The organism is Ruegeria sp. Alg231-54 (assembly GCF_900143525.1).
Classification (GTDB): domain Bacteria; phylum Pseudomonadota; class Alphaproteobacteria; order Rhodobacterales; family Rhodobacteraceae; genus Ruegeria.
On sequence record NZ_FREZ01000002.1, the window covers coordinates 332,554 to 357,191 of the forward strand.

Consider the following 24,638-nt stretch of genomic DNA (forward strand, 5'->3'; position numbering starts at 1 on the left):
TGCGGGCTGTGTTTCAAGGGTTTAACGCCCGAAACTGGCTAAAACACGCAACAAAAATGGCAGCCCGACGGTTCGCGCTGCCATTCACCGAGAAAAGGTGCAGTGTCGAATCACTTTTGCCAGAAATCCGGCGCATCCCAAATGGATCGTGACGCCTCGACTTCGGCCTGTTTGCGTGTGATGCCGATGTCTTCCAGAGCGCGATCATCAAGTCTGGCAAGCGTTTGGCGCTGGCGCAGAAGAGACAGCGAGTCCAGAAGTGAGGACAACAAAGAGCGACGCTGCGGTTTGCAGTGCTGTTTGATTGCAATTTGGGTCATATTTATTGTCCTTTCTCTGTTTTCTGATGGTTTATCGTCTTTCCATCAACTTCCTTGATTTATATGGCGCAACATGTCACATTTTGAAAATGAATATTTATGAAGAGATACATAAGGATTTGTGAACATGCGAAATCTGGATATCACCACGCTTCGTTCCTTCGTTGCCGTTGCTGACCAGGGTGGCGTCACACGGGCCGCCGGATTTCTGCATCTGACGCAATCCGCCGTGTCAATGCAGTTGAAGCGGTTGGAAGAGCTGCTGGGTCTTGAATTGTTGGACCGTAGTGGGCGCACAATTGCGTTGACGGCATCTGGCGAACAATTGCTAGCCTATGCCCGGCGCATGATTGCACTGAATGACGAAGTAATCTCAAAGCTCACGGATCAGGCCTATGAAGGCGAGGTTGTTCTGGGCGTTCCACATGACATCGTTTACCCGGCTATCCCGCGGGTCTTGCAGCGTTTCAATGCTGACTTCCCGCGGGTTCGGGTGCAGCTTATTTCGTCATATTCCCTTCAGCTGAAAGAAATGTTCAAACGCGGCGAGTGCGATTTGATCCTGACAACCGAAGCATCAGCCAGTGATGGATCTGAGACCGTCGCTGAGTTGCCCTTGCGGTGGATTGGGGCGCCGGGCGGGTCAGCATGGCGCAAGAATCCGATTCCATTGGCCGTTGGGCGGCGGTGCGCGTTTCGACCCCAGATGATCTCGGCCCTCGATGCGGAAGGTATCCCGTGGGAATTGTCAGTCGAAACAGAAAACGACCGCACGATCGAGGCGACTGTCAGCGCGGATCTGGCTGTTCACGCCATGCTGGACGGGACCGAACCCGCACATCTTGAACAGATCGATACCGGAGGGGCATTGCCGGAACTGCCGGCCCATATGATCAACCTGTATGGGGGCGAGACCGGGCGCGGCGCCGTCGTCGAAGCGCTGGCCGCGCTGGTGCGTCAGAATTTTCGTATGCTGGGCAGTGCCCCGCTCAAAGCCGTCGTGGGGTAAGCGCCCGTCAGGGAGTAATAACCACTTTGCCGGTGGCCACGCGATCGCGCAGCAACTGCATGCCTTTGTCGGCCTCGGCCAACGGAAGAACGTGGCTGATATGCGGCTTGATCCGCCCCTCGGCGAGCCAGCCGAACAACGTGTCAAAGCTGTCCTGTACAATCTGCGGTCGGAATCTCAGATAGCCGCCGATGTAAAACCCAATCACTGTCAGGTTTTTCACCAACAGATGGTTGGCCGGAATTTGGGGAACGTCGCCGCCCGCAAACCCGATGGGTAACAGACGACCTTCGGGGTTGGTTGCCCGGAACGCGGCTTTGAAGACATCCCCTCCGACAGCGTCATAGACGACATCCGCGCCGCCCAGATCCTTGACGCGTGCGCGTAGGTCTTCCGAGGCGTCGATCAGGTGATCCGCACCAGCCGCGCGGGCCACATCCAGTTTTTCCTGCCCGCGCGCATGGGCAATTACCGTCGCGCCCATCAGCTTGCCGATTTCGACGGCGGTAAGTCCAACCCCACCTGCGGCACCGGTTACCAAAAGGGTCTCGCCCGGCCGCAGATGCGCCCGGTGATCCAGGGCGATGTGGCTTGTGCCGTAAGCGATCTGAATGGCCGCTGCATTTTCAAAGCTAATTGCGTCGGGCAGGGGTATCGCACGGCTCGCATCAAAAACGCCATATTCCGCCAGCCCACCCTGACCGGAATATACGGCCACGCGGTCCCCGACATTCAGGCGCGTAACACCGTTACCCAGCTTGTCGACAACGCCCGCAACTTCCATACCCAGCGTGAATGGAGCCTCGGGCGTGTCCTGATACGTACCCTTCTGCATTAGCAGGTCGGCAAAATTCAGTCCGCAGGCCTTGATCGCGATGCGCACTTGCCCTGTGCCGGGTTCGGGAAGGTCAATTTCAGCCAATTGGGCCGCGCTTCCCTGGGATTGAATCGTGAATGCCTGCATGATCGCGCTCCGTAATTTTGAGGCATAGATTCTTTTCAGCCAGGGTTTGTCAATCATTTCTCCGGGCGCATCGGTTGCATTCGGCTTTCCGACAGCGGGTGCAGTACGCATCGAAGCGTCAAAAACACACAACCTTAAATCTTTGTGACGGGAAACGGATTCAACCTTCTTGAAAAATTACCCAAATGCGGCAATATTGCGCTATGGTGCTGTTTTGGGGGTATGTTCCAAATTAGGGAGTGGTTAAGTGCGACTCGCTAGTGTTGCGATAACAAGCAACGCGCGCCCCTAGTAGTTGTGTGTAAAAGAGGAGAATACCAATGACCCATCACGTCGATGTCCATGTGGGCAAGCGCGTCCGGCATCGCCGCTGGCTGATTGGCATGACCCAGCAGCAGTTGGCGCAGCAAGTTGGTATTAAGTTTCAACAAATTCAAAAGTATGAAACTGGGGCCAACCGGATCAGCGCGTCTCGACTGTGGGACATTGCCGAGGCATTGGACGTTCCCGTCAGCTTTTTCTTTGAAGGTCTGGAAGAGGCCGAAAAAGAAACATCAGGCAAAAAGTCGGTTCCTGCCGATCTGATGGGGGACAAGGAAGCGCTGGACCTCGTGCGGTCCTATTACGCGATTCCCGAAAACCAACGTCGCCGCCTTTTTGAGCTGGCGCGGGTTCTTAGCGACGTCGCATAAATTAGCGGGTTGACTTCAAACCGTGCGCGCCTCACGGGTTACGCATGCAAGAGACCTCTCTAAGCGATCTGGAAGTTGCCGAAGAAATGGCCGACGCGGCGCGTGCGGCCATTCTTCCGTATTTCCGGCAAACTAATCTGGACACCACGAACAAACTGGATGATGGGTTTGACCCCGTCACTATAGCCGACCGAAACGCTGAAAAGGCGATGCGCGCGATTCTGGCACGCCATCGGCCCGAAGATGGCATTTTTGGCGAAGAGTTCGGTCGCGAAGAAGGCTCCAGCGGCCGGACTTGGGTTCTGGACCCCATCGACGGTACCCGCGGTTTTATCAGCGGTACTCCGACTTGGGGGGTTCTGATTGCTCTCAGCACAACTGACGGCCCGATTATGGGGGTGATCGACCAACCCTATATCGGCGAACGGTTTGTGGGTTCGGCGGATATCGCGCAGGTCACCGGCCCATCTGGAACGACACCGTTGAAGACACGCTCGACATCCGCTTTGGATCAGGCGGTTGTTTTTACGACTTTCCCAGAGGTTGGCACACCTGAGGACCGCGCAGGGTTCGAAGCGGTGGCCCGGCAAGCAAAGTTGACCCGTTATGGCATGGATTGTTATGCCTATGCGCTGGTGGCGGCGGGGCAGGTTGATCTGGTGATCGAATCCAGCCTGAACGCCTATGACATTCAGGCCCCCATTGCAGTGATCGAGGCTGCTGGTGGGGTTGTGACTGACTGGCGGGGCGGTCCGGCCCATAATGGCGGGCGGGCTCTGGCGGCGGCGAATCCCGAACTGCACGCGGTCGCACTGGAAATCCTGCGCAACTATTGAAACTGGTTGCCGCAATTTGGCCGGTCGGGTAGGTTCTACGCGGCTGGTTCTTATGCCCGTTTTCCGCCAGCCTTTGCACTTCTTGCATGAGACGGGCTGTTGCAGGAGGGCGAATTGACCGAAATCCTTATCAAAAATGCAGATACCATTCTGACGATGGATGACGCGCGGCATGAGTTGTCGGGCGCAGACATTCTGATCGTGGGGGGGCAGATCGCGCAGATCGCCCACAACTTGCAAACCGACGGTGAGATCCACGATGCTGCGGGTTGTGTTGTGACGCCCGGGCTGGTGAATACCCATCACCATCTGTACCAAACCCTGACGCGGGCTGTGCCGGGCGGGCAGGATGCACTGCTGTTCGGATGGTTGCAGACACTCTATCCGATCTGGTCCCGTTTCGGCCCTGAAGAGATGTTTGTGTCGGCTCAGATTGGCCTGGCTGAATTGGCTCTGTCGGGCTGTACGCTCAGCTCTGACCACCTTTACCTTTACCCCAACGGCGCGCGCCTGGACGATACGATCGCTGCCGCCGCCGAAATTGGTCTGCGATTCCATCCGACCCGCGGCGCAATGAGCATCGGGGAAAGCGACGGCGGCTTGCCGCCAGATGCATTGGTCGAGGTGGAATCCGATATCCTCGACGACATGATCCGCGTGGTTGACGCGTTTCATGATCCATCCGATGGGGCGATGTGCCGGGTAGGGTTGGCACCTTGCTCCCCGTTTTCCGTCAGCAGAGACCTGATGCGCGACACGGCAATCCTTGCGCGCGACAAGGGTGTGATGCTGCACACTCATTTGGCGGAAAATGATGAGGATATAGCGTATTCGCAGGCGCAGTTCGGGTGCCGCCCTGGTCAATATGCCGAAGATCTGGGTTGGACCGGATCAGACGTCTGGCACGCGCATTGCGTGAAACTGGACGGGGCCGAGATTGATCTGTTCGCCAGAACCCAAACGGGTGTGGCGCATTGCCCGTGCTCAAACTGCCGCTTGGGGTCCGGTATCGCACCGGTTCGAACCATGCGTGATCACGGGGTTCCGGTGGGTCTGGGCGCCGACGGTTCGGCCAGCAACGATAACGGCAGTCTGATCCTCGAGGCCCGACAGGCCATGCTGCTGCAGCGCGTTGCCAATGGCGCGGATGCGATGTCGTCACGCGAAGCGTTGGAAATCGCGACACGCGGCGGGGCAGACGTGCTGAACCGCCCTGATTGTGGTCGGCTAGAGCCCGGCAAGCGCGCTGACATCGCCATATGGGACACGCGTGGTATCGAAAGTGCAGGCAGCTGGGACCCGGCCGCATTGCTGTTGGCCGGACCGATGAAGGTGAAACACCTGTTTGTTGAAGGCCGCCAGATCGTGCGCGACGGGCATGTCACGACGTTGGACCTGCCGCGCGTGATCGAACGGCAGACCCAATTGGCCCGCACTTTGCAGGCTTAGGAAGACACGCGGCGACCGGCGATCCAAACCTCAGCAATCGCCCGGTCGTCGCCCATCATGATCGTAGGAAAGATCGCCTCCCACAGATCATCGGCGCAGGCTTCACGCTGGGCAATTGCGGGGGTTGAGGCGAGGTCAAGAACGACCAGATCAGCCTCCATCCCCGGTGCGACATTGCCAATGCAATCATCCATCCGCAGCGTACGGGCCGAGCCAACCGTGCCCAGCCACAGCAGTTGTGCCGCGTGCAGCGGCGAGCCGCGCAGCTGCCCGATTTCATAGGCCGAGGCCATCGTGTGCAGCATTGAAAAGCTCGACCCGCCACCAGTATCTGTTGCCAGACCAACCCGGTGCCCTTCGCCCATCAGCCCGTCCATGTCGAACAAGCCGGATCCGATAAACGTGTTCGAGGTCGGGCAATGGATCAGCGAGGCGTCAACCTCGCGCAGCCGGTCACGTTCGCGCGATTCCAGATGGATGACATGGCCGTAAACGCCATGTGAGCCCAGCAGTCCGAACTTTTCATAGGTATCCAAATAGTCCCGCGCATCAGGGAAAAGCTCACGAACCCATGAGATTTCGTCTGTCTGCTCGCTCAGGTGTGTTTGCATCAGGCAATGCGGGTGTTCGGCCCACAGTGCGCCCATCGCCTCAAGCTGTTCGGGCGTGGATGTGGGCGAGAACCGTGGTGTGATGGCGTAGGATATCCGGTCGACACCGTGCCATTTCTCAAGCAGCGCCTGCGATTGATCATATGCCGTCTGCGGGGTATCCCGCAGCCCTTCGGGCGCGTTGCGATCCATGCAGGTTTTGCCTGCCACCACACGCTGCCGGCGTTGCTGGGCGGCTGTGAAGAATGCGTCGACGCTTTCGGGGTGGATGGTGCAGAAACTGCACATTGTCGTGGTACCGTGCGACGCCGTCAGATCCAAATAACGGTTGGCGATCTCGGCTGCATAGTCGGGATTCCCGAACTTCATTTCCTCGGGGAAAGTATATGTGTTCAGCCAGTCGATCAGGCGCTTGCCCCAGCTGGCGATCATCGCGGTCTGTGGGTAATGGACATGCGCATCCACAAAGCCAGCCATGATCACGTGTTGACCGTGGTTTACAACTTCGGCATCGCGGTTCGCGGATATCAAGCTGTCGGCCTCGCCGACTGCAGATATGCGGCCGTCTTCGATCAGGGCCGCTTCGCTGATTGTCACAGCCTCTGTCGGCTCACTTTCAAATGGTGATCCGTTGAAGCTCAGGACACGCCCTTTCAGCAGCGTTTTTTGCGCCATTTCCGTTCATCTCCGCCTGTATGGGACTGCGAAACAGCATAGTGGGGCGAAACTTGTCGGTAAATCGGCTCATTGTCATTGTTTTCCGGTAGCTGCTTCTTCTAATTAGGGGTCAATGCGCGAACCAACCGGGGGCAGACATGACGACAGGCTATGATGAACCCGTAATCGATTCCGCAAGCGACGATGACGCCTATGCGCTGGATCGCCGGATGGTTGCCGCGATCCTGTATGCGGTTGATGTGGAAGATCGCGACAAGCTGATCGAGCTGATGGAGCCGCTGCACCCTGCGGACATTGCTGACCTCCTTGAACAGATTAATCCCTATGACCGTGGGCGTTTGATCCGTCTTTACGACAAGGAATTTGACGGCGATATCTTATCCGAACTGGATGAGTCCGTCCGCGAAGACGTTATCAGTGTCCTGCGCCCCGATGTTCTGGCCGACGCCGTGCGGGAAATGGAGAGCGATGACGTCGTCGACCTGCTGGAAGACCTTGAAGAGCCCCAGCAAGAAGCCATTCTGGGCGCATTGGAAGATTCCGAGCGGATTGCCGCGGAGCAGGCGCTGTCCTATCCGGAAAACTCAGCCGGTCGCCTCATGCAGCGCGAGGTGGTTATGTCGCCCGAGCATTGGACAGTGGGGCAGACCATCGATTTCATGCGCGCCAATGATGACTTGCCGGAACAGTTCTATCACGTTGTTCTGGTTGATCCGCGGCTCAAACCGGTGGCACAGGTCACGCTGGGCAAGCTGATGGCAACCCGACGCGAGGTGCCGTTGCACGACATCGCCGAAGAGGAATTTCACACCATCCCCGTCGATCAGGACGAAGAAGATGTGGCCTACGCCTTTAACCAGTACCACCTGATTTCCGCCCCGGTGGTCGATGCCGATGGGCGTTTGGTCGGCGTGATTACCATTGATGACGCCATGGTTGTTCTGGACGAAGAATACGAAGAGGACATGTTACGCCTTGCCGGTGTCAGCGACGAAAGCTCGCTGTCCGACAGTGTCGCTGCAACCAGTAGGCGGCGCTTGCCGTGGCTGGCCGTCAACCTGTGTACCGCAATATGTGCGTCACTGGTCATCTCGCAGTTCGAAGCGGCGATCAATCAGTTGGTGGCACTGGCAATCCTGATGCCGATCGTTGCCTCGATGGGCGGTAATGCCGGGACGCAGTCGCTGACGGTTGCGGTGCGGGCGCTTGCAACGCGCGACCTGACCGGATCGAACGTGGCGCGCGTTATCCGGCGAGAATTGCTTGTGGGTGTGCTCAATGGTCTGTGCTTTGCGACCATTTTGGGGACTGTCGGCATGATGTGGTTCGATTCACCCTTGCTGGGTGTCGTGATCGGCTCGGCCTTGGTCGTGAATATGGCGATAGCAGGCTTTGCAGGTACGGTAGTACCGGTTGTGCTGGATCGTCTGGGCATTGACCCGGCACTGGCATCGGGAACCTTTGTAACGACCACAACAGACGTCATGGGGTTCTTCATCTTTCTTGGGCTTGCCAGCGTGGTGCTTCTGTGACCGATCTGACTGAAATCAAGGCTGCCGCGCGCAAGGCGGCTTTTACGCGCCGCAAGGTCGCGTTTGATGCGCGTTTGCCGGGGGCGGCCGGGCGATTGTCCGAAGTGCTCGCGGGACATCGCGGCGTCCCGATGTCGGGGTACATGCCGATCCGCACCGAAATTGATCCTTTGCCCGCCATGGCCGAGGCTGCAGCTTATGGCCCGGTCGGTGTGCCGGTCATTCAGGCCGCCGGGCAGGCGTTGCGATTTTCGCGCTGGACGCCCGAGGGCGTGCTAAAGGACGGCCCCTTCGGCGCCAAGGTTCCCGAGATTGACGAATATTTTGACCCCGAAATTCTTGTGGTGCCGCTAGTTGCTTTTGACGCGCAAGGTGGAAGGCTGGGATATGGCGGCGGCTTTTATGACCGCACGCTGGAGGGATTGCGCGCCAAGCGCCCAACGCTGGCCATCGGCTTCGCCTTTGACGCACAAGAGGCCGAGGGGCTGCCGTTGGAACCCACGGATCAGCCGTTGGATATGGTCATCACTGAAAGCCGGGTACTGACGTTTCTGGCCTGACCGCCTCAGGTCGGGCTGTTTTCGCGAAAGTACTCCCACGCGTCCACTTCTGTGCCATCGGGCAGGATGCAGATGCCGATCTGGCCGCCGTCGCCATCGCGGATCTCGTAACGATTGCCGCTTTCAACGCAAAAAGTTGCCGCCGGGTTCGCTAACTGGGTGGATGAGCCGTTTGAAGCAGGCTGGTCGCAGGCCGAAAGCGTGGTCAGGCTGGCGGCGGTCAAAAGGGCAAGGCGCATCGGAATTCTCCTGCACAAAGTGTTTTGGCGGTTTATTCTGGCAGCATAACCACTTGTGCTTGAGAGATACCACACTTAGGACAGTTCGAATGAGGATACTTTTTCTGGGTGACGTGATGGGCCGCGCTGGACGCGCGGCCATTCAGCAACATTTGCCGCGTCTGCGCGACGAATGGCGGTTGGATTTTGTCGTGGTCAATGGCGAGAACGCATCAAACGGGATGGGTCTGACCGGGGATCACGCCAAGCTGCTGCTGGATGCCGGGGCCGATTGCCTGACACTGGGCGATCACGCGTTCGACCAGAAGGACATGTTGCAATTCATCGAAAGCGAACCCCGTATCGTGCGCCCGGTAAACTTTGCCAAAGGAGCGCCAGGCCGGGGGCACCGGTTGTACACTGCGCCCGGTGGGCGCAAGGTTCTGGTGATTCAGGTGTTGGGGCAGGTCTTCATGAAACGCCCCTTCGACGATCCGTTTTCGGCGATTGAACCGGTCCTGAAATCGCACCCGCGTGGCGGACAGGCGCAGGCTGTGATCGTTGATATGCATTGCGAGGCCACATCCGAAAAGATGGCCATGGGCCACTATTGCGACAAACGCGCCAGCCTTGTTGTGGGCACGCATACGCATGTGCCGACTGCTGACGCGCAAATCCTGCCGGGTGGCACGGCCTATCTGACGGATGCGGGCATGTGCGGCGATTATGACTCGGTCATCGGCATGGATAAGCTGGAACCGATGCGTCGGTTTATCACCGGTATGCCCAAAGCCCGGTTCACTCCGTCCAATGGTGAGGCCACGCTGAGCGGTGTGTTCGTTGAAACCGACGACCGGGATGGTCAGGCGAAATCTGTTCAAATGGTGCGCGTTGGCGGGCGGCTACAGCAAGCTGGCCCACAGTAAGGGCACGTCAGGCTTGCTCTGTCGCGCGCAATGCGTGAAACTGCCTGACGGGCGCGTAAGCCAGGCCAGGGTTCGGACAGAATACCAAGAATGCAATTCCTTCAACTGACAGAAATGGGAAGCGCGATACTGGCGCTGTTGGTCGTTGCAGGCATGTTCATCATGTTTCTGCGCGAATCCTACCCGACTGAAGTGGTCGCAATCGGTGGTGTGGCCGTGATGCTGGTGACGGGCATTCTGCCCTATCAAAGCGCACTTGCCGTTCTGTCAAATCCGGCCCCTTGGACGATTGCCGCGATGTTCATCATCATGGGAGCATTGGTGCGTACCGGAGCACTGGACGCATTCACATCGACCGCGCAAAAACAGGCACAGGTAAGTCCCAAAGTCGCAATCGCGACGCTGATGGCCTTTGTTGTCTTTGCTTCGGCGGTGGTTTCAAACACGCCCGTAGTGGTCGTCATGATCCCCGTATTCGTTCAGATCGCGCGGACGCTGAACGTGTCGGCCTCGAAACTGCTGATCCCGCTTAGTTATGCGGCCATTCTGGGTGGTACGCTGACCCTGATCGGGACCTCGACCAACCTGTTGGTTGATGGTGTCGCGCGGTCCCAGGGGATGGCCCCGTTTACGATCTTCGAGGTCACGCCGCTGGGCATCGCGCTGGTCATTTACGGAATGTTCTACCTGCGGTTTGTCGCGCCGCGCCTGCTGCCGGAACGGGACAGCATGGCATCCATGCTCAGCGACCGGTCGAAGATGAAGTTTTTTACCGAAGCCGTCATCCCGCCCGACAGCAACCTGATCGGGCGTGAAGTGACGGGCGTGCAGTTGTTCAAGCGTCCGGGCGTGCGCCTGATCGACGTCGTGCGCGGAGACGAGTCACTTCGGCGCAACCTCACGGGCGTCGCTTTGAAAGTTGGCGACCGTGTCGTTCTTCGGACCGAGATGACGGAACTGTTGAGCTTGCAAACCAATAGGGAGCTCAAGCGTGTCGATCAGGTCTCGGCGGTCGAGACGAAAACGGTCGAGGTGCTGATCACTCCGGGTTGCCGCATGGTCGGGCGGACGCTGGGCGCGATGCGTTTACGCCGCCGTTATGGCGTCTATGTGCTGGCGGTGCATCGGAGAAACCAGAATATCGGGCGGCAATTGGATGATCTGGTCGTGCGGGTCGGTGACACGCTGCTGCTGGAGGGCTCACCAGCAGATATCCGGAAACTGGCTGCTGATATGGATATGGTCGATGTGACCCAACCTTCGGCCCGCGCATTCCGCCGCAGCCACGCGCCGATTGCCATCGGGGCGCTGGCCGGGATCGTTGTGCTGGCGGCGCTGGGTGTTGCACCGATCCTGCTACTGTCGATCCTTGCTGTTGCGATAGTTTTGATTACGCGCTGCATCGACGCGGATGAGGCGTTTTCCTTTGTCGAAGGAAGATTGCTGGCCCTAATCTTCTCTATGCTGGCCATAGGTGCAGCCCTGGATAAATCCGGCGCAGTTTCCTTGATTGTAGAAGCCGTGGCGCCAGGTCTTGGTGCCTTGCCACCATTCCTGATCATCTGGGCGGTATACTTGCTGACCTCTGTGCTGACAGAGCTGGTGTCGAATAACGCTGTGGCGGTTGTGGTGACACCGATTGCCATCGGTTTGGCGCAGGCAGTGGGCGTTGATCCGCGCCCTCTGGTCGTGGCGGTCATGGTGGCAGCCTCGGCTTCATTTGCGACGCCGATCGGATATCAGACCAACATGATGGTTTACGGCCCCGGTGGGTACAGGTTCACAGATTTTCTGAGAGTTGGCGTGCCGCTGAATCTGACCGTGGGTTTGCTGGCTTCGCTGTTGATCCCTCTGATCTGGCCGCTTTGAGTTTGGCACGGAACCGCTGGTTTTCCGGCGAAGTCCTTGTAAAATCAAAACCTCATACAATGTTTTGAATAAGTGATTTTGCGAAAAGGAGCACACCAATGCTCAAGAACGGATACACCGCACTTACGGTTGCGGCCACATCAGCCATGCTGAGCAGCGCGGCCATCGGCGGAACGATCGAAGGTACAGCCGCATATCGCGAACGCATCGCAGTTCCTCCGGATGCGACACTTTATGTGCAATTGCAGGACGTCTCGCGCGCAGACGCACCGTCGGTGACCCTGTCGGCAAAGCGCTATGCGCTGACCGGAGTGCCATCACAATTCGAGCTGAGCTATGACGACGCCCTTATTCGAGAAGGGATGCGCTATGTGGTGCGTGGTTCGATCTTTCAGGGCGACAAGCTGTTGTTCACAACCGATACTGCCTATCCTGTTTTGACCAATGGGGCCGGGAACACGACCGATCTGATGCTGGTCAAAGTACAGCCGCCCGGGGCAGCCGTGCTGGAGAACACCAACTGGACCGCAACCGGCCTGAATGGCGCAGCACTTGAGACGGAAAAGCGCCCCGCGCTTTCATTCGCCAAGGATGGCGCGTTCTCGGGCAGCGGTGGATGTAACCGGTTTTCCGGCCAAGCCGAGATTGCGGGCAATAATATTGAATTCCCCGACAACATGGCTGCCACCCTGATGGCTTGTCCGCCGCCACTGGATGAAGTTGAGCGGCAGTTTCTTAAAGCCCTGCAAGGGGTGACAGCATATGCCTTCAAAGGCGATACGCTGGTGTTGCTGGACAGTGCAGGGCAATCCGTCGTGCAGTTTGCCCGTGAACAGTAAAGCTTAAAGGGCCGTCACGCGACGGCCCTTGAGCGCCCTGCATTGCGTCCCGAGAAAATGCAGCCGCCCAGAAATGAACCTTCGAGCGCGTTGTAGCCGTGATAGCCGCCGCCGCCAAAACCCGCAACCTCTCCGGCTGCGAACAGGCCGGGAACGACCTGACCGTCTGCGCCCACCATCTGACTGTCCAGATTGGTCTGAAGCCCACCCAGCGTTTTGCGCGTCAGCACATGCAGTTTCACCGCGATCAGCGGGCCATTGGCCGGATCAAGGAACTTGTGCGGCTTGGCTGTCCGGATCAGCTTGTCACCACGGTAGTTGCGCGCGGCCAGAATGGCGGCCATCTGCGCATCCTTGGTGAACGGGTTGTCGATCTGGGAATCTCGCGCCTCGATCTGGGCGCGCAAATGCGCCTCATCGATCAGCCCTCCGCCCAGATGGTTCATCCCGTTAACAAGCTCGGTCAAGGTATTGGCGACGATGAAGTCTTCGCCGTGCTCCTTGAACGCCTCGACCGGAGCGGTGGCCTTGGACCCGGTCAGAATGCGTTGGAACAGAACCTCTTTCCAACCACCGTCCGTCATGTCGGGGTTCTGTTCAGACCCGGACAGGGCGAACTCTTTTTTGATCACCTTCTGGGTCAGAACGAACCAGCTGTATTCATAACCGGTTTTCAGGATTTCCTTTAACGTCCCTAGCGTATCAAAACCCGGCAGGCATGGCGGTTTCAACCGGTTTCCCTCGGCGTCGAACCACATTGAGCTTGGGCCGGGCAGAATGCGAATACCGTGCGATGGCCAGATCGGATTCCAGTTACGCACGCCTTCGTTGTAATGCCACATCCGGTCGCCGTTGATCACATGACCGCCAGCCTTTTCGCTTATGCCGACCATGCGACCATCGACGTGGAATGGCACACCTGCGACCATGTCCTTTGGCGGCTCGCCCAGACGGTCGCGTGGCCAGTTTTTGCGCACCATTTCAAAGTTGCCTCCGATGCCGCCTGATGTGACGATGACGGCTGGGGCGTAAAATTCGAACTCGCCGACCTCATCACGGTTGGTCTTGGCGCCCTGGGGTGCGGTGTCGTCTGCCAGAACTTCGCCCGAGACGCCTTTGGCAGCGCCGTTCTGCATGATGATGTGGCTAACTTGATGGCGGAATTTAAGCTCGATCAACCCGTTGCTGACATGGTCACGCACCCGGCGTTTGAAATGCTCCAGAACACCTGGGCCGGTGCCCCAAGTGATATGAAAGCGGGGCACAGAATTGCCGTGACCATCCGCATATGATCCACCGCGTTCGGCCCAGCCGACAATCGGAAACCAGCGCAGGCCCATGTCATGCAGCCAAGGGCGCATCTCTCCGGCGGCGAATTCAACATAGGCCTCGGCCCATTTCCGGGGCCATGCGTCCTCGTCACGATCGAACTGCGCACTGCCCGTCCAGTCTCGCAAGGCAAGGTCGTAGCTGTCCTTGATGCCCATGCGCCGCTGTTCCGGCGTGTCGACCATGAACAGGCCGCCGAGACTCCAAAACGCCTGACCACCGAGGAAATGCGCGGGCTCCTGATCGACCACGATAACCTTCTTGCCACGGTCACCCAGTTCGGCGGCTGCGGCCAACCCGGCAAGCCCAGCCCCCACGACGATGGCATCAGCGGTATTATTGGTCATGTCATGTCCTTTCAGCGGCGGCGGAACCAAAGGATGAAGGGCAGGGCCACAACATACATCGTAATTCCGTATACAGCCGACGGCAGGGCCAGCGGGCTGAACCCGCTTTCCGTCCCGGTGATCAGTGCGGCCAGTGTAATCCCAAGTGTCGAGTTTTGTATGCCGGTTTCGATGGAAACAGTCTTGCTTTCGTTCCACGACAGGTTTGCGGCACGTGCCAGCCCCAACCCGATAAGCAAAAGCGCGACGTTCAATGTAATCAACCCACCGCCCATGACGCCGAGGTTGTCGACAAACAGTTGCCAGTTTCCAGCCAAAGCAGCCACAACGATCAGCACGAACAGAAGGGTCGCAAGCTTGGACAGCGCGGGCTCGATCCGCTTTGCAAAATCTGTTGCAAAGCGGCGAAGTGTGACGCCAAGCGCCACGGGTAACGTGGTGATCAGAAACATGGCGATGGCAAGCCCTGAGATGGACACCTCGGGTGCTGCATCGCCCATGAAATAGGTCACTGACCAAGCGGCAAGAAAGGGCACGGTGACCATCGAAAACAGGCTTATGACGGCCGTCAAACTGACCGAAAGGGCGACATCACCTTTGGCCAGTTTCGACAGGATGTTGCTGGTCACACCGCCGGGGCAAAAACTGAGGATCATAAAGCCGACCGCGATCTCGGGCGGCAAAGCAAACACTATGACCGTGATGAAGGCTGCGACCGGCAGCAGCACAATCTGACACAACGCGCCGATGGCGAAAGGATAGCGCCGGCTGAGTACGCGGCGGAAATCAGCGACCTCGAGCCCAACGCCCAGAGACAGCATAATAATGGCCAGCGACAACGGCAGGCCGACATTAATTAGAAGATCCAAGAACAACTCCTCCCAAAGCCGTTCGGGCCACCCTAAGCGAGCGGTCGCGGATCAGGCAATAACGTCGTTGGGTCACCCATAGCGTTCGGCAAATCTGCGGAGGATTTCGGCCGGTTGCGTAACGTCCGCCGCGTGACAAATGTCGATCAGGCGCTGGGCGTCTTCGGGCGGAAAATAGCCGTGGTTCTTGTAGATATTGATGCGCTGCTCAAAATCGCGCGCGTCCGCCTCGGGGTGGAATTGCGTGGCATAAACATTCTGCCCCCAGCGGATCATCTGAAACGGGCAGGGGTCCGAGGCCAGCAGGTGGATGCACCCGTTCGGCAGCGCCTGCACGGCCTCTTTGTGGCCCACAAAGGCGTCGAATGTTCCGGTCAGCCCTGCCGTTAGCGGGTCTTGCGCTCCGTCTGCAGTCAGGTGGCAGGTCGAAGGTCCGACAGGTTCACCGTATTTCTCTTTGCCGACGTCACCGCCAAGATGGGCGGCCAGAATGCCCAGCCCATAACAACAGCCCATGAAGGGATGATCCTGTGCGATGATCTGCGGCATCAATCCCATTATGGCGCCTTCAATTCGCGCGTCGGCTTCGGATTTGGTTGCGGGGTCGTCACTGACGCATCCCGGTCCACCACCAACAATCACCCCAGCATAGTCAGTGACATTTAAATCGTCGGGCAAAGCCTCACAATCCAAACGGATTCGATGGGTCTGGTCGGGAGTCAGCCCCGTTTTGTCTAGGATCGAGGCATATTCGGCATCCGACGCATCGGTTTCCGGGCGCAGTTGCAGGATCAGAAAGCGTTTCATGAAAGGCCTTTATCCGTCACAGTGGCCAGAACACAAGGATGGCGGGAACGGAAACCGCAATGATCAGGATTTCCAGCGGCAGCCCCATGCGCCAATAGTCGCCAAATTGATACCCTCCGGGTCCTAGAACCAGTGTATTGTTCTTGTGCCCAATCGGTGTCAGGAACGCGGCCGAGGCTGCGACGGCGACGGTCATCAGAAAAGGGTCGGGCGAAACCTCAAGCGTGCGGGCCATCTGGATACCGACCGGAGCTGCAACAATGGCTGTGGCCGTGTTGTTCAGCACGTCTGACAGGGTCATGGTGACCACCATCAAAACGGTCAGAATGGCCCACGCCGGCAGCCCGTCGGTTAATTGAATCAACGCATTCGCAATCAGTTCTGTACCGCCTGACGTCTCCAACGCGCTGCCTAGCGGGATCATCGAGCCCAGCAGAACGACAACGGGCCACTCGATATGATTGTAGATATCGGCAATCGGCATGATCTTGGTCAGAACGTAGGCGACAACGACCAGCCCCAAAGCGATGGGCAGGTAGATCAGCCCGACACTGGCCGCCAGAACAGCTGCACCAAACAAGCCAATGGCAAGCCACGCTTTTTCGTTGGCGGTGACGTTCAGACCGCGTTCAGCAAGTGGCAAACACCCCAGCCATTCGGTCACATCGGCACTGCGGTCACGTGGGCACAGCAGCAACAGAATGTCGCCTGCCTCAATCTGAGTTTTGCGGACCTGTTCGGTGATGCGACGGCCCTGACGTGAAATCCCCATCAAAACGGTGCTTTGACGCCAGGCCAGCCCCAACCCTTGCGCAGTGCGACCGGTGACGCGTGCGTTTAGCGGCACAACTACCTCAATCACTTCAAGACCGTCCCCTTCGGCGGTCAGCAATTCCTGACGGCGGGTATCCGAGAAATCGAGGTTCAGCGCGGTGCGAAATTCGTCTAGCGCCTCGGGGCGGGCCTCCAACACCAAAGCGTCGCCCGGTTTGATTGTAGCATGGGCCGACCGGCCATAGCGCCGTTTGCCATCTCGAATAAGGCCGATGATGGCCACGTCGGATTTCTCGGCGGCCTCATAAAGCTCGCTGACACGTTTTCCGATTTGCGGCGACTCTGGCGGGACCGTCAGTTCCGCGATGTATTCGGCAAGGGTTTCCGAGGCCTCTTCCTGTGTTCCGCGATTGGGAATCAACCGCCAGCCGACCAGTGCGACAAATGCCAGCCCGGCAATCGCTGCCAATCCACCAACGGGGGCGAAATCGAACATTCGGAACGGTTCACCCAATGTCTCAGCCCGGATCGATGCGATGATGATGTTAGGGGGCGTTCCAATCAACGTGGCCATGCCGCCCAGAATAGTGGCAAAACTCAGCGGCATCAGGGTCAGGCCGACCGGTCGCCCCGCCTTGCGCGCGGTTTGGATATCGACCGGCATCAGCAGCGCCAGCGCGGCCACGTTGTTCATAAAGGCCGACAGAACAGCGCCAATCCCGCCCATCAGTGCGATGTGCGCGCCAAGCCCGCGCGAGGCATCGACCAGTGTGCGGGTGATTAGGAAAACAGCGCCGGAGCGCACCAACCCGGCCGAAACAACCAATACCAAAGCGACGATGATCGTGGCGGGGTGTCCGAACCCGGCAAAGGCGTCATCGACCGGCACAACACCCAGCGTAACTCCGATCAATAGCGCGGTGAAGGCCACAAGGTCGTATCGAAACTTCCCCCAAAGCAGCATTCCAAACACAGTGGCGAAAAGGGAAAAAAGAATAATCTGGTCTGTCGTCATGCGGCCACCATACCCTTCGCGGCGACTGTCGCAAGCCGCTCTCTTGATCCTTGGCCCCGCAAACGTCTATATGAGCGCCGAATACGCAATCACGATGACGAGGACGCAACATGGCAGGCCATTCCAAATGGGCCAACATCCAGCACCGCAAGGGGCGTCAGGACGCCGCGCGGTCCAAACTGTTTTCCAAACTGTCGAAAGAGATCACCGTCGCTGCCAAGATGGGCGACCCAGATCCTGAAAAAAACCCTCGGCTGCGTTTGGCCGTGAAAGAAGCCAAGTCACAGTCGGTTCCAAAAGATGTCATCGACCGCGCGATCAAGAAATCGACGGCGGGCGAAGGCGATGAATACGAAGAGATCCGGTATGAGGGCTATGGCCCGAACGGTGTGGCGGTGATCGTCGAGACGATGACCGACAACCGCAATCGCACAGCATCGACCGTGCGTTCGACCTTTTCCAAGAACGGCGGCAACCTGGGTGAAACCGGTTCAGTTGGCTTCATGTTCGAACGCAAGGGCGAAGTGGTTTATCCGGGTTCCGTCGGCGACGCGGACACCGTGTTCGAAGCCGCAATCGAAGCCGGCGCTGAAGATGTCGAAAGCTCGGAAGAAGGGCATATCATCTGGTGTGCAGATACCGACCTAAACGAAGTGTCGAGCGCCCTTGAAGCTGCGCTGGGGGAAACCGATTCCACCAAGCTGATCTGGAAGCCTATGACGACAACCGAGTTGGGTCTGGAAGACATGCAAAAGCTGATGAAGCTGGTAGATGCGCTGGAGGACGACGATGACGTTCAACGCGTGACGACGAATTTCGAAGCCACGGACGAAGTCATGGCTCAGCTCTGATCCGCATTGCAAGAAAAGCACGAAAAACCCGGTCTTTGGCCGGGTTTTCATTTTTGACGCAGGGGGTTCTTGGCCGGTTGCGTGGAACTGATTACCATGGATTGATCAAACCCAAGTGGCGCGCCCTTTTGCGAGCCGAGGAACCCAAGCGCGCATATGACTGACAAGTCACTGGACACATCGAAAAGAAACGTTCCGGTCCTGGCTGGGCAAAGCATTCTGTCTCAGGTGGCGTGGACCCTAGGCAGCCCATCCGTGGTCTTGCCATTTCTGGCCGTGTCGCTTGAGCTTCCGATGTACATAGCCGGCGCGCTGGTGTCGGTGCGGATGGTTGGCAGCATGATCTCGGATGTTTTCCTCGCGTATCCCATCGCAGCGCGTGACCGCAAGAAACGTGCAATCGCGATGACTGAGGTCGCAATCGGTGCCTGCCTGATTTTGGCTTTGTTGGTGGCCTCAACAGGTGTCGTTCCGGTCATAGGTGTGGCCTTTGTCGCGGCATTTTTCATGATCGGTTTGATCGAAGAAATTCAGTCGCTGATGTATACCGATCTGCTGGGCGATCAGGTGCGCTCCAAATCGCGGATGATCATGCATTATCTGCAGCTGGGGGTGGGTGGATTGGGCGCAATCGGATTGGCGTTGCTGATTCACGAGATCACCAAAGAAAACCCACCGTTTTCGCGCCATTCCGCAGTCATCGCCGTTTCGGTAACATTCTTTGTCCTATCCGGCCTGTCGATTCTAATGATGTCCGAAACCGCTGGTCCCACCCAGGAACAGGGCGCGCAACGGGTCAAGAAGCGAAAGTTCCAGGATAACTTCACCGATATCGCCGCAATGTTCGATCAGCACTGGTTCCGCCGTTACATGATCATGCGCATGCCGCTTGTCGTCGTATCCCTGTCCGTACCGTTCTTTGCGCTGATCGCAGCCGAAGCGCACCACGATTCGGCCAGAGGGCTGACGGCGATGATCGTTTCGTCGGCGTCGGGGTATCTTGTATCTGCGCCTCTGTGGCAATTGGTGAACATGAAATCGCATCGCGCTGTGATGGTCACTGGGAACCTGATGGTGGCACTGACGGGCGGCGCGCTTTTGTCCGTGCACTTTCTGGGCATGGACCATGACGTTCACCTACACGCCATTGCCTTGTTCGTTGTCACTGTTGCGGTGACAGGGATCAGCAGTGCCCGCAAGCTGTACTTCCTGGACGTTGCCCCAAAAGATCAGAGGGTCAAAGGTGCCGCAGCGGTCAAGAGCATTTGCCGGATCTCTGGCGTATTGCTCTCGGCCGCGTTGGCAGGCGTTGCGCATTTGCACGAGGTCGCCTGGGCAATCGCCTTCATCGTCGCCACAAGCGTTTTCGCGGCGGTCGCCTGCTACCGTGTGGTTGTACCCAGTGAGAAAAAAGCGGTTCAGTCCTAGTCTGCCGTGTCAACTGGAAGCAGGGCACCATTGGCGGCGCGCTTGACTGCGTCAGTCAGCGGGGCCAACGCCGTGGAGAGCACACGACCCACCTGCCAGGTTAGCCCTACGTCAAGCCGCGCGCCCGGTACCAAAGGGCATAACCGGCCGTCTTCCAGCGCTGGGCGCGCAAGACTTTCCGGATTCATTCCCCAGCCAATCCCCGCAATAGCCGCTTCTACAAATCCCTGAGAGGACGGCAGGAAATGCGAAGGGGGTGATAGCTGTTGACCTGTCTGCCGGGTAACCCAAGCTTTTTGCAGGCCATCCTTGCGGTTGAATGTCAAACAGGTGGCGCGGGACAATGTGTCGATATTTACACCGCCCGTGAACCATTTGCGCATGAAATCGGGGCTGGCCGTGGGGATGTATCGCAGGGCGCCAAGGGCTACGGCGTCGCTGCCTGGCACTGTATCACCTCCGACCGTTATGGCGGCGCTGACCTCTCCGCGCCTCAGCCATTCCGCCGAATGATCCTGATCATCAACGACCAGATCGAACAGCAGGCCGTCGACCTGAGACATGACATTGATGAACCACGTCGCCAGGACGTCGGCTGGCACGGCGACGCGCACGCGCGCGGGGCCGTTGGTTTGATCAAGCGTCAGTTCGCGGGCCAGATGCGTCTCAAGTAACCCGATGTCCTCGGCGTGTTGAGCGATGCGCAAACCCATCGGAGTACCCGTGCAGGGCGTTCCCCGATTGATCAGGGTTGCGCCGACAAGGTCTTCCAGCGCTTTGATCCGCTGTGAAACCGCGGAAGGCGTAACCGCAAGTTCTGAGGCGGCCGCGTCAAAACTGCCATGACGCAGGATGGCAGACAACGCAGTCAGGTGGTTTGGATCCAGCAGCATTAGACAGACTTAATTCAGGTCAGTTTCTTTAATTTGATAGATGCCTGGTAAGCAAGTAGTCAACGCCTCAGACTATTGGAGGTTTCATGTCCACATCCTTGATCGCAGGCTTTGTGCTTGGCTTCAGCCTGATCCTCGCCATTGGCGCGCAAAACGCCTTTGTTCTGCGTCAGGGATTGCGGCGTGAGCATGTGTTCCCATTGTGCCTGACTTGCGCGGTGTCTGATGCCATTCTCATAGCCGCGGGCGTTGCGGGTTTCGGAACATTGGCGCATGCAATACCTTGGTTCGAGACTGTCATGCGATATGGCGGGGCGATCTTCCTGATATGGTACGGTTTGCGCAGCCTGAATTCGGCCTGGCGCGGCGGAGCGGTGATGGAGATCGGCGAGGGTAAGCGCGTAAGCCTGAAATCTGTTTTGCTGACCGTTCTTGCGTTCACATGGCTGAACCCGCATGTCTATCTGGATACAGTTGTGCTGATTGGGTCGATCTCGGCGCAGTATGATGACCGGCTGGCATTTGCGCTTGGGGCAATGACGTCCAGCTTTGTGTTCTTCTTTTCGCTGGGCTATGGGGCAGGGATGCTGTCCCCGATTTTTACAAGACCACGGGCGTGGCAGGTGCTGGATTTAATAATCGGCGTGGTCATGCTGGCAATTGCTGCAAAGCTCGTATTGATGTGACGGGTTGCCTCTGCCAAGTATTCGGTGTTCAACCGTTAACATGTCAACTTTAACCGCCCAATACCGCCCCATGGCTGGCATGCTCTGGATGTTTTCGGCAGGCCTGTCGTTTGTGGTCATGACGGCATTAGTGAAGTCGCTGGGCTCCACGATGGACCCTACGCAAGCTGCGTTCCTGCGCTTTGCCTTCGGCTTGATCTTTCTGTTGCCTGCGTTGCGCCTGGTGTTGAAAACCCACCTTACACGCAGCCACATCATATTGCTGGGGACGCGCGGTGTCGTCCACGCATTTGCAGTGATGCTGTGGTTCTTCTCGATGACCCAGATCCCGCTGGCCGAGGTTACGGCGATGAACTACATGACGCCGGTCTATGTCACGCTGGGGGCCGCGTTGTTTCTGGGCGAGAAGCTGGCCATCCGTCGGATCGCCGCGATTGGCGTGGCACTGGTTGGCGTTCTGATCATCCTAAGGCCGGGTTTTCGTGAGATTTCGCCTGGTCACCTCACCATGTTGGGCACGGCCCTGACATTGGGTGGGTCTTATCTGATCGCCAAAGTGCTTGTGCGTGATCTACCGCCGTCGGTCGTTGTGGCGCATATGTCGATCTGGGTGACCATAGCCTTGATCCCCTTTGCGATTGCAGTTTGGACCACGCCCAGCTTGCGCGACCTTGGCGTGCTGTTTCTGGTGGCCAGTTTTGCCACGGCGGGCCACTATTTCATGACGATCGCACTTAAGGCGGCCCCGGTCGCGGTCACACAGCCGGTTACGTTCCTGCAGCTGATCTGGGCCACCTTGTTGGGCGCGCTGGTTTTCAATGAAAGCATCGACATCTGGGTAGTCGCGGGTGGTACGGTGATTCTGCTAGCGGTCAGTTTCATTGCCTGGCGCGAAGCGGTTTTGAACCGCAGCAGCTTGACGACCCCCAGTATCGCACCCAAACTCTGACCGTTGACGGTCGCGTGAAACGTTATTGATTGACGGGTCAATAAAAACCCCTTAGCGTTTTCTCACTATACGTAGTGAGGGGATAGCGATGCCGAAACTCGGAATGGAGCCAATCCGCCGTGACGCGATCGTCAAGGCAACAATTGCCGAGCTCGGGTCGAAGAAATCCCTTGATGTAACTGTCAGCCAGATTGCCAAACGGGCAGGTATGTCCAGCGCGCTGGCTCATCACTATTTCGGTGGCAAAGATCAGATCTTTCTGGCTGCCATGCGCCGCATCCTATCGGACTTTGCCGACGAAGCCAGGCAAGAGCTGAAGAATGCCGTCCCGCAGGAGCGCGCGCAGGCCATTATCCGGGCCTGTTTTGCACCATCATGTTTCACACCGGATGTCATCGCTGCGTGGATGACGTTCTACGTGCTGGCCCAAACCAATGACGACGCCTTGCGCCTGTGGCAAATCTATCAGGCGCGTATCCGGTCGAACCTGACACACGCCCTGCGCCCATTGCTGGGCGATCCGGCCGAGGCGGCCGAAAACATGATCGCCCTGATCGATGGGCTGTATATCCGCGCCGCACTCAGCGCGCCGGAAGAACCGCAACTGGCGGTCAATCACGCGATGCGTGTCCTCAACACTCTGCTCGAGGCTGAAAAATGACAAAACCGAACATTCTGATCCTGATGGTGGATCAGCTGAACGGGACCCTCTTTCCAGACGGTCCCGCTGACTGGCTTCACGTTCCGAACCTGAAGAAGCTGGCTGAGCGGTCGACCCGGTTTGCCAATGCTTATACGGCTTCGCCTCTGTGCGCGCCGGGGCGGGCCAGTTTCATGTCCGGCCAGTTGCCCTCGCGCACGGGTGTCTACGACAACGCCGCCGAATTCCGCAGTGATATCCCAACATATGCGCACCATCTGCGGCGCGCGGGCTATTACACCTGCCTGTCCGGTAAGATGCACTTTGTCGGCCCTGACCAGATGCACGGGTTCGAGGACCGCCTGACCACTGATATCTATCCAGCTGATTTCGGTTGGACACCGGATTATCGCAAACCGGGCGAGCGTATTGACTGGTGGTACCACAATATGGGTTCGGTGACGGGTGCAGGTGTGGCCGAAATCTCCAACCAGATGGAGTATGACGACGAGGTTGCCTACAACGCCAAGGCCAAGCTTTATGATCTGGCGCGCGGCAAGGATGACCGCCCGTGGTGCGTGACCGTCAGCTTTACCCACCCGCACGACCCTTACGTGGCGCGCCGCAAGTATTGGGATCTGTACGAAGACTGCGAGCACCTGCAGCCCGAGATTGCGGACGTTGGTTATGACAATCAGGACCCGCACTCCAAGCGTATCTTTGATGCCAATGATTGGCGCAGCTTCGACATCACAGAAGAAGACATCCGCAAGTCGCGCCGCGCGTACTTTTCCAATATCTCGTATCTGGACGACAAGATCGGTGAAATCCTAGAGGTGCTGGAAACAACCCGGCAAGAGGCGATCATCATGTTTGTCTCGGATCACGGCGACATGCTGGGTGAACGGGGTCTGTGGTTCAAAATGAACTTCTACGAGGGATCGGCACGCGTGCCGTTGATGATTGCCGCGACGGATATGCCGGCAGGCCGTATCGACACACCGGTTTCGACAATCGACGTCACGCCAACCCTTGGCGCACTGGCGGGTGTAGATATGGCCGAGATCGCGCCGTGGACCGATGGCGAAGACCTTGTACCACTGGCCAATGGCACCGAACGGACTGCTCCGGTGAAGATGGAATACGCGGCCGAAGGCTCGTATGCGCCGCTGGTTTCGCTGCGCTACGGCAAGTGGAAATACAATCGCTGCGCATTGGACCCTGATCAGCTGTACGATCTTGAGGCTGACCCGCATGAGTTGGAAAACCTTGCGGAAAACCCCGAACACGCAGGTACGCTGGAAACTCTACGCGCGAAATCTCAGGCGCGTTGGGACTTGGATCAATTTGACGCGGATGTCCGCGCCAGCCAGGCGCGCCGTTGGGTTGTTTACGAGGCGCTGCGGCAGGGCGGGTATTACCCATGGGATTACCAGCCACTGCAGAAGGCATCCGAGCGCTACATGCGCAACCACATGGATCTGAATGTCGTCGAGGAAAACGCCCGCTTCCCACGCGGCGAGTAACCTCTTCACCTTTTTGAAAAT

Annotated in this window: 24 protein-coding genes; 15 read left to right on the forward strand and 9 right to left on the reverse strand. The window is 58.0% G+C overall.

The annotated features are described in order from the left end of the window. Positions 1-110 precede the first annotated feature (110 nt). On the reverse strand, positions 111-320 hold the full coding sequence (locus DHN12_RS06165) for a DUF1127 domain-containing protein (RefSeq protein WP_108859371.1): 210 nt from the start codon (positions 318-320) through the stop codon (positions 111-113). Between the two features lie 127 nt (positions 321-447). Here DHN12_RS06165 and DHN12_RS06170 point away from each other — a divergent pair, with 127 nt between their 5' ends. After that, on the forward strand, positions 448-1,329 hold the full coding sequence (locus tag DHN12_RS06170; RefSeq protein ID WP_108859372.1) for a LysR family transcriptional regulator: 882 nt from the start codon (positions 448-450) through the stop codon (positions 1,327-1,329). A 7-nt stretch (positions 1,330-1,336) separates the two neighbouring features. Here DHN12_RS06170 and DHN12_RS06175 read toward each other — a convergent pair whose 3' ends face one another. Continuing rightward, complete coding sequence (locus tag DHN12_RS06175; protein WP_108859506.1) at positions 1,337-2,293, reverse strand: NADPH:quinone oxidoreductase family protein; 957 nt, start codon at positions 2,291-2,293, stop codon at positions 1,337-1,339. A gap of 320 nt (positions 2,294-2,613) precedes the next feature. Here DHN12_RS06175 and DHN12_RS06180 point away from each other — a divergent pair, with 320 nt between their 5' ends. The 3 genes from DHN12_RS06180 to DHN12_RS06190 all read left to right on the forward strand — a co-directional run bounded on the left by DHN12_RS06180 (position 2,614) and on the right by DHN12_RS06190 (position 5,270). After that, positions 2,614-2,985 carry a helix-turn-helix domain-containing protein gene (locus tag DHN12_RS06180; RefSeq protein WP_058275630.1) on the forward strand — a complete coding sequence of 124 codons (372 nt, stop codon included), beginning with the start codon at positions 2,614-2,616 and terminating at the stop codon, positions 2,983-2,985. A gap of 44 nt (positions 2,986-3,029) precedes the next feature. Continuing rightward, complete coding sequence (gene hisN, locus DHN12_RS06185) at positions 3,030-3,821, forward strand: histidinol-phosphatase (protein ID WP_108859373.1); 792 nt, start codon at positions 3,030-3,032, stop codon at positions 3,819-3,821. A gap of 114 nt (positions 3,822-3,935) precedes the next feature. Next, positions 3,936-5,270 (forward strand): 8-oxoguanine deaminase, encoded by a 1,335-nt coding sequence (locus tag DHN12_RS06190; protein ID WP_108859507.1) that lies wholly within the window; start codon positions 3,936-3,938, stop codon positions 5,268-5,270. Here DHN12_RS06190 and guaD read toward each other — a convergent pair. Continuing rightward, a complete protein-coding gene (guaD, locus tag DHN12_RS06195; protein ID WP_108859374.1) occupies positions 5,267-6,556 on the reverse strand; it encodes a guanine deaminase in 1,290 nt (429 codons plus the stop codon). The two genes, DHN12_RS06190 and guaD, sit on opposite strands and share 4 nt — an antisense overlap. Before the next feature lie 140 nt (positions 6,557-6,696). Here guaD and mgtE point away from each other — a divergent pair, with 140 nt between their 5' ends. Next, on the forward strand, positions 6,697-8,091 hold the full coding sequence (gene mgtE / locus DHN12_RS06200) for a magnesium transporter (RefSeq protein WP_108859375.1): 1,395 nt from the start codon (positions 6,697-6,699) through the stop codon (positions 8,089-8,091). Beyond that, entirely contained in the window at positions 8,088-8,651 is a 564-nt protein-coding gene (locus DHN12_RS06205; RefSeq protein WP_108859376.1) for a 5-formyltetrahydrofolate cyclo-ligase, read from the forward strand. The genes mgtE and DHN12_RS06205 overlap by 4 nt, the downstream gene beginning before the upstream one ends. Before the next feature lie 5 nt (positions 8,652-8,656). Here the strand turns inward: DHN12_RS06205 and DHN12_RS06210 are convergent, their stop codons facing one another. Beyond that, a complete protein-coding gene (locus DHN12_RS06210) occupies positions 8,657-8,890 on the reverse strand; it encodes a DUF333 domain-containing protein (protein ID WP_108859377.1) in 234 nt (77 codons plus the stop codon). An 89-nt stretch (positions 8,891-8,979) separates the two neighbouring features. Between DHN12_RS06210 and DHN12_RS06215 the strand changes: the two genes are divergently transcribed. The 3 genes from DHN12_RS06215 (at position 8,980) to DHN12_RS06225 (ending at position 12,503) form a co-directional block, all read left to right on the forward strand. Beyond that, on the forward strand, positions 8,980-9,795 hold the full coding sequence (locus DHN12_RS06215) for a TIGR00282 family metallophosphoesterase (RefSeq protein ID WP_108859378.1): 816 nt from the start codon (positions 8,980-8,982) through the stop codon (positions 9,793-9,795). Positions 9,796-9,885: 90 nt separating this feature from the next. Further along, positions 9,886-11,664 (forward strand): SLC13 family permease, encoded by a 1,779-nt coding sequence (locus DHN12_RS06220; protein ID WP_108859379.1) that lies wholly within the window; start codon positions 9,886-9,888, stop codon positions 11,662-11,664. Positions 11,665-11,762: 98 nt separating this feature from the next. Beyond that, the gene (locus DHN12_RS06225; RefSeq protein ID WP_108859380.1) at positions 11,763-12,503 is read left to right on the forward strand and encodes a YbaY family lipoprotein; all 741 of its coding nucleotides are present in this window, start codon (positions 11,763-11,765) and stop codon (positions 12,501-12,503) included. Positions 12,504-12,517: 14 nt separating this feature from the next. Here DHN12_RS06225 and DHN12_RS06230 read toward each other — a convergent pair whose 3' ends face one another. The 4 genes from DHN12_RS06230 to DHN12_RS06245 form a co-directional block, all read right to left on the reverse strand. Continuing rightward, the gene (locus tag DHN12_RS06230; RefSeq protein ID WP_108859381.1) at positions 12,518-14,179 is read right to left on the reverse strand and encodes an FAD-binding dehydrogenase; all 1,662 of its coding nucleotides are present in this window, start codon (positions 14,177-14,179) and stop codon (positions 12,518-12,520) included. Between the two features lie 11 nt (positions 14,180-14,190). Continuing rightward, a complete protein-coding gene (locus DHN12_RS06235) occupies positions 14,191-15,048 on the reverse strand; it encodes a bile acid:sodium symporter family protein (RefSeq protein WP_108859382.1) in 858 nt (285 codons plus the stop codon). Positions 15,049-15,120: 72 nt separating this feature from the next. Then, positions 15,121-15,855, reverse strand: a complete 735-nt coding sequence (locus tag DHN12_RS06240) for a glutamine amidotransferase (RefSeq protein WP_108859383.1) — start codon at positions 15,853-15,855, stop codon at positions 15,121-15,123. A 16-nt stretch (positions 15,856-15,871) separates the two neighbouring features. Next, the gene (locus tag DHN12_RS06245) at positions 15,872-17,644 is read right to left on the reverse strand and encodes an SLC13 family permease (protein WP_108859384.1); all 1,773 of its coding nucleotides are present in this window, start codon (positions 17,642-17,644) and stop codon (positions 15,872-15,874) included. 110 nt (positions 17,645-17,754) lie between these two features. Here DHN12_RS06245 and DHN12_RS06250 point away from each other — a divergent pair, with 110 nt between their 5' ends. Together DHN12_RS06250 and DHN12_RS06255 are read left to right on the forward strand one after the other, a co-directional pair. Next, on the forward strand, positions 17,755-18,495 hold the full coding sequence (locus tag DHN12_RS06250; RefSeq protein WP_108859385.1) for a YebC/PmpR family DNA-binding transcriptional regulator: 741 nt from the start codon (positions 17,755-17,757) through the stop codon (positions 18,493-18,495). 156 nt (positions 18,496-18,651) lie between these two features. After that, positions 18,652-19,923 (forward strand): MFS transporter, encoded by a 1,272-nt coding sequence (locus tag DHN12_RS06255; protein WP_108859386.1) that lies wholly within the window; start codon positions 18,652-18,654, stop codon positions 19,921-19,923. Here the strand turns inward: DHN12_RS06255 and DHN12_RS06260 are convergent. Further along, positions 19,920-20,816, reverse strand: coding sequence for a LysR family transcriptional regulator ArgP (locus tag DHN12_RS06260; protein ID WP_108859387.1), 897 nt, complete (start codon positions 20,814-20,816; stop codon positions 19,920-19,922). The two genes, DHN12_RS06255 and DHN12_RS06260, sit on opposite strands and share 4 nt — an antisense overlap. A gap of 86 nt (positions 20,817-20,902) precedes the next feature. Here DHN12_RS06260 and DHN12_RS06265 point away from each other — a divergent pair, with 86 nt between their 5' ends. The 4 genes from DHN12_RS06265 to betC all read left to right on the forward strand — a co-directional run bounded on the left by DHN12_RS06265 (position 20,903) and on the right by betC (position 24,617). Beyond that, entirely contained in the window at positions 20,903-21,502 is a 600-nt protein-coding gene (locus DHN12_RS06265; RefSeq protein ID WP_108859388.1) for a LysE/ArgO family amino acid transporter, read from the forward strand. Positions 21,503-21,542: 40 nt separating this feature from the next. Then, positions 21,543-22,451, forward strand: a complete 909-nt coding sequence (locus tag DHN12_RS06270) for a DMT family transporter (RefSeq protein ID WP_108859389.1) — start codon at positions 21,543-21,545, stop codon at positions 22,449-22,451. An 88-nt stretch (positions 22,452-22,539) separates the two neighbouring features. Next, positions 22,540-23,112: a transcriptional regulator BetI gene (betI, locus tag DHN12_RS06275; protein WP_108859390.1), complete on the forward strand. Its 573-nt coding sequence runs from the start codon at positions 22,540-22,542 to the stop codon at positions 23,110-23,112. Beyond that, entirely contained in the window at positions 23,109-24,617 is a 1,509-nt protein-coding gene (gene betC / locus DHN12_RS06280; protein WP_108859391.1) for a choline-sulfatase, read from the forward strand. Before betI ends, betC begins: the two co-directional genes overlap by 4 nt. The last annotated feature ends 21 nt before the right edge of the window (positions 24,618-24,638 follow it).

Excerpts from the sequence above, each read along its gene's own strand:
- DHN12_RS06165 (WP_108859371.1), bottom strand. The coding sequence starts at position 320 with ATGACCCAAATTGCAATCAAACAGCACTGCAAACCGCAGCGTCGCTCT.
- DHN12_RS06175 (WP_108859506.1), bottom strand. The coding sequence starts at position 2,293 with ATGCAGGCATTCACGATTCAATCCCAGGGAAGCGCGGCCCAATTGGCT.
- DHN12_RS06170 (WP_108859372.1), top strand. The coding sequence starts at position 448 with ATGCGAAATCTGGATATCACCACGCTTCGTTCCTTCGTTGCCGTTGCT.
- DHN12_RS06180 (WP_058275630.1), top strand. The coding sequence starts at position 2,614 with ATGACCCATCACGTCGATGTCCATGTGGGCAAGCGCGTCCGGCATCGC.
- DHN12_RS06215 (WP_108859378.1), top strand. The coding sequence starts at position 8,980 with ATGAGGATACTTTTTCTGGGTGACGTGATGGGCCGCGCTGGACGCGCG.
- DHN12_RS06220 (WP_108859379.1), top strand. The coding sequence starts at position 9,886 with ATGCAATTCCTTCAACTGACAGAAATGGGAAGCGCGATACTGGCGCTG.
- DHN12_RS06230 (WP_108859381.1), bottom strand. The coding sequence starts at position 14,179 with ATGACCAATAATACCGCTGATGCCATCGTCGTGGGGGCTGGGCTTGCC.
- DHN12_RS06255 (WP_108859386.1), top strand. The coding sequence starts at position 18,652 with ATGACTGACAAGTCACTGGACACATCGAAAAGAAACGTTCCGGTCCTG.
- mgtE (WP_108859375.1), top strand. The coding sequence starts at position 6,697 with ATGACGACAGGCTATGATGAACCCGTAATCGATTCCGCAAGCGACGAT.
- betI (WP_108859390.1), top strand. The coding sequence starts at position 22,540 with ATGCCGAAACTCGGAATGGAGCCAATCCGCCGTGACGCGATCGTCAAG.
- guaD (WP_108859374.1), bottom strand. The coding sequence starts at position 6,556 with ATGGCGCAAAAAACGCTGCTGAAAGGGCGTGTCCTGAGCTTCAACGGA.
- DHN12_RS06270 (WP_108859389.1), top strand. The coding sequence starts at position 21,543 with ATGTCAACTTTAACCGCCCAATACCGCCCCATGGCTGGCATGCTCTGG.
- DHN12_RS06245 (WP_108859384.1), bottom strand. The coding sequence starts at position 17,644 with ATGACGACAGACCAGATTATTCTTTTTTCCCTTTTCGCCACTGTGTTT.
- DHN12_RS06260 (WP_108859387.1), bottom strand. The coding sequence starts at position 20,816 with ATGCTGCTGGATCCAAACCACCTGACTGCGTTGTCTGCCATCCTGCGT.
- DHN12_RS06265 (WP_108859388.1), top strand. The coding sequence starts at position 20,903 with ATGTCCACATCCTTGATCGCAGGCTTTGTGCTTGGCTTCAGCCTGATC.
- betC (WP_108859391.1), top strand. The coding sequence starts at position 23,109 with ATGACAAAACCGAACATTCTGATCCTGATGGTGGATCAGCTGAACGGG.
- DHN12_RS06210 (WP_108859377.1), bottom strand. The coding sequence starts at position 8,890 with ATGCGCCTTGCCCTTTTGACCGCCGCCAGCCTGACCACGCTTTCGGCC.
- DHN12_RS06225 (WP_108859380.1), top strand. The coding sequence starts at position 11,763 with ATGCTCAAGAACGGATACACCGCACTTACGGTTGCGGCCACATCAGCC.
- DHN12_RS06240 (WP_108859383.1), bottom strand. The coding sequence starts at position 15,855 with ATGAAACGCTTTCTGATCCTGCAACTGCGCCCGGAAACCGATGCGTCG.
- DHN12_RS06250 (WP_108859385.1), top strand. The coding sequence starts at position 17,755 with ATGGCAGGCCATTCCAAATGGGCCAACATCCAGCACCGCAAGGGGCGT.
- hisN (WP_108859373.1), top strand. The coding sequence starts at position 3,030 with ATGCAAGAGACCTCTCTAAGCGATCTGGAAGTTGCCGAAGAAATGGCC.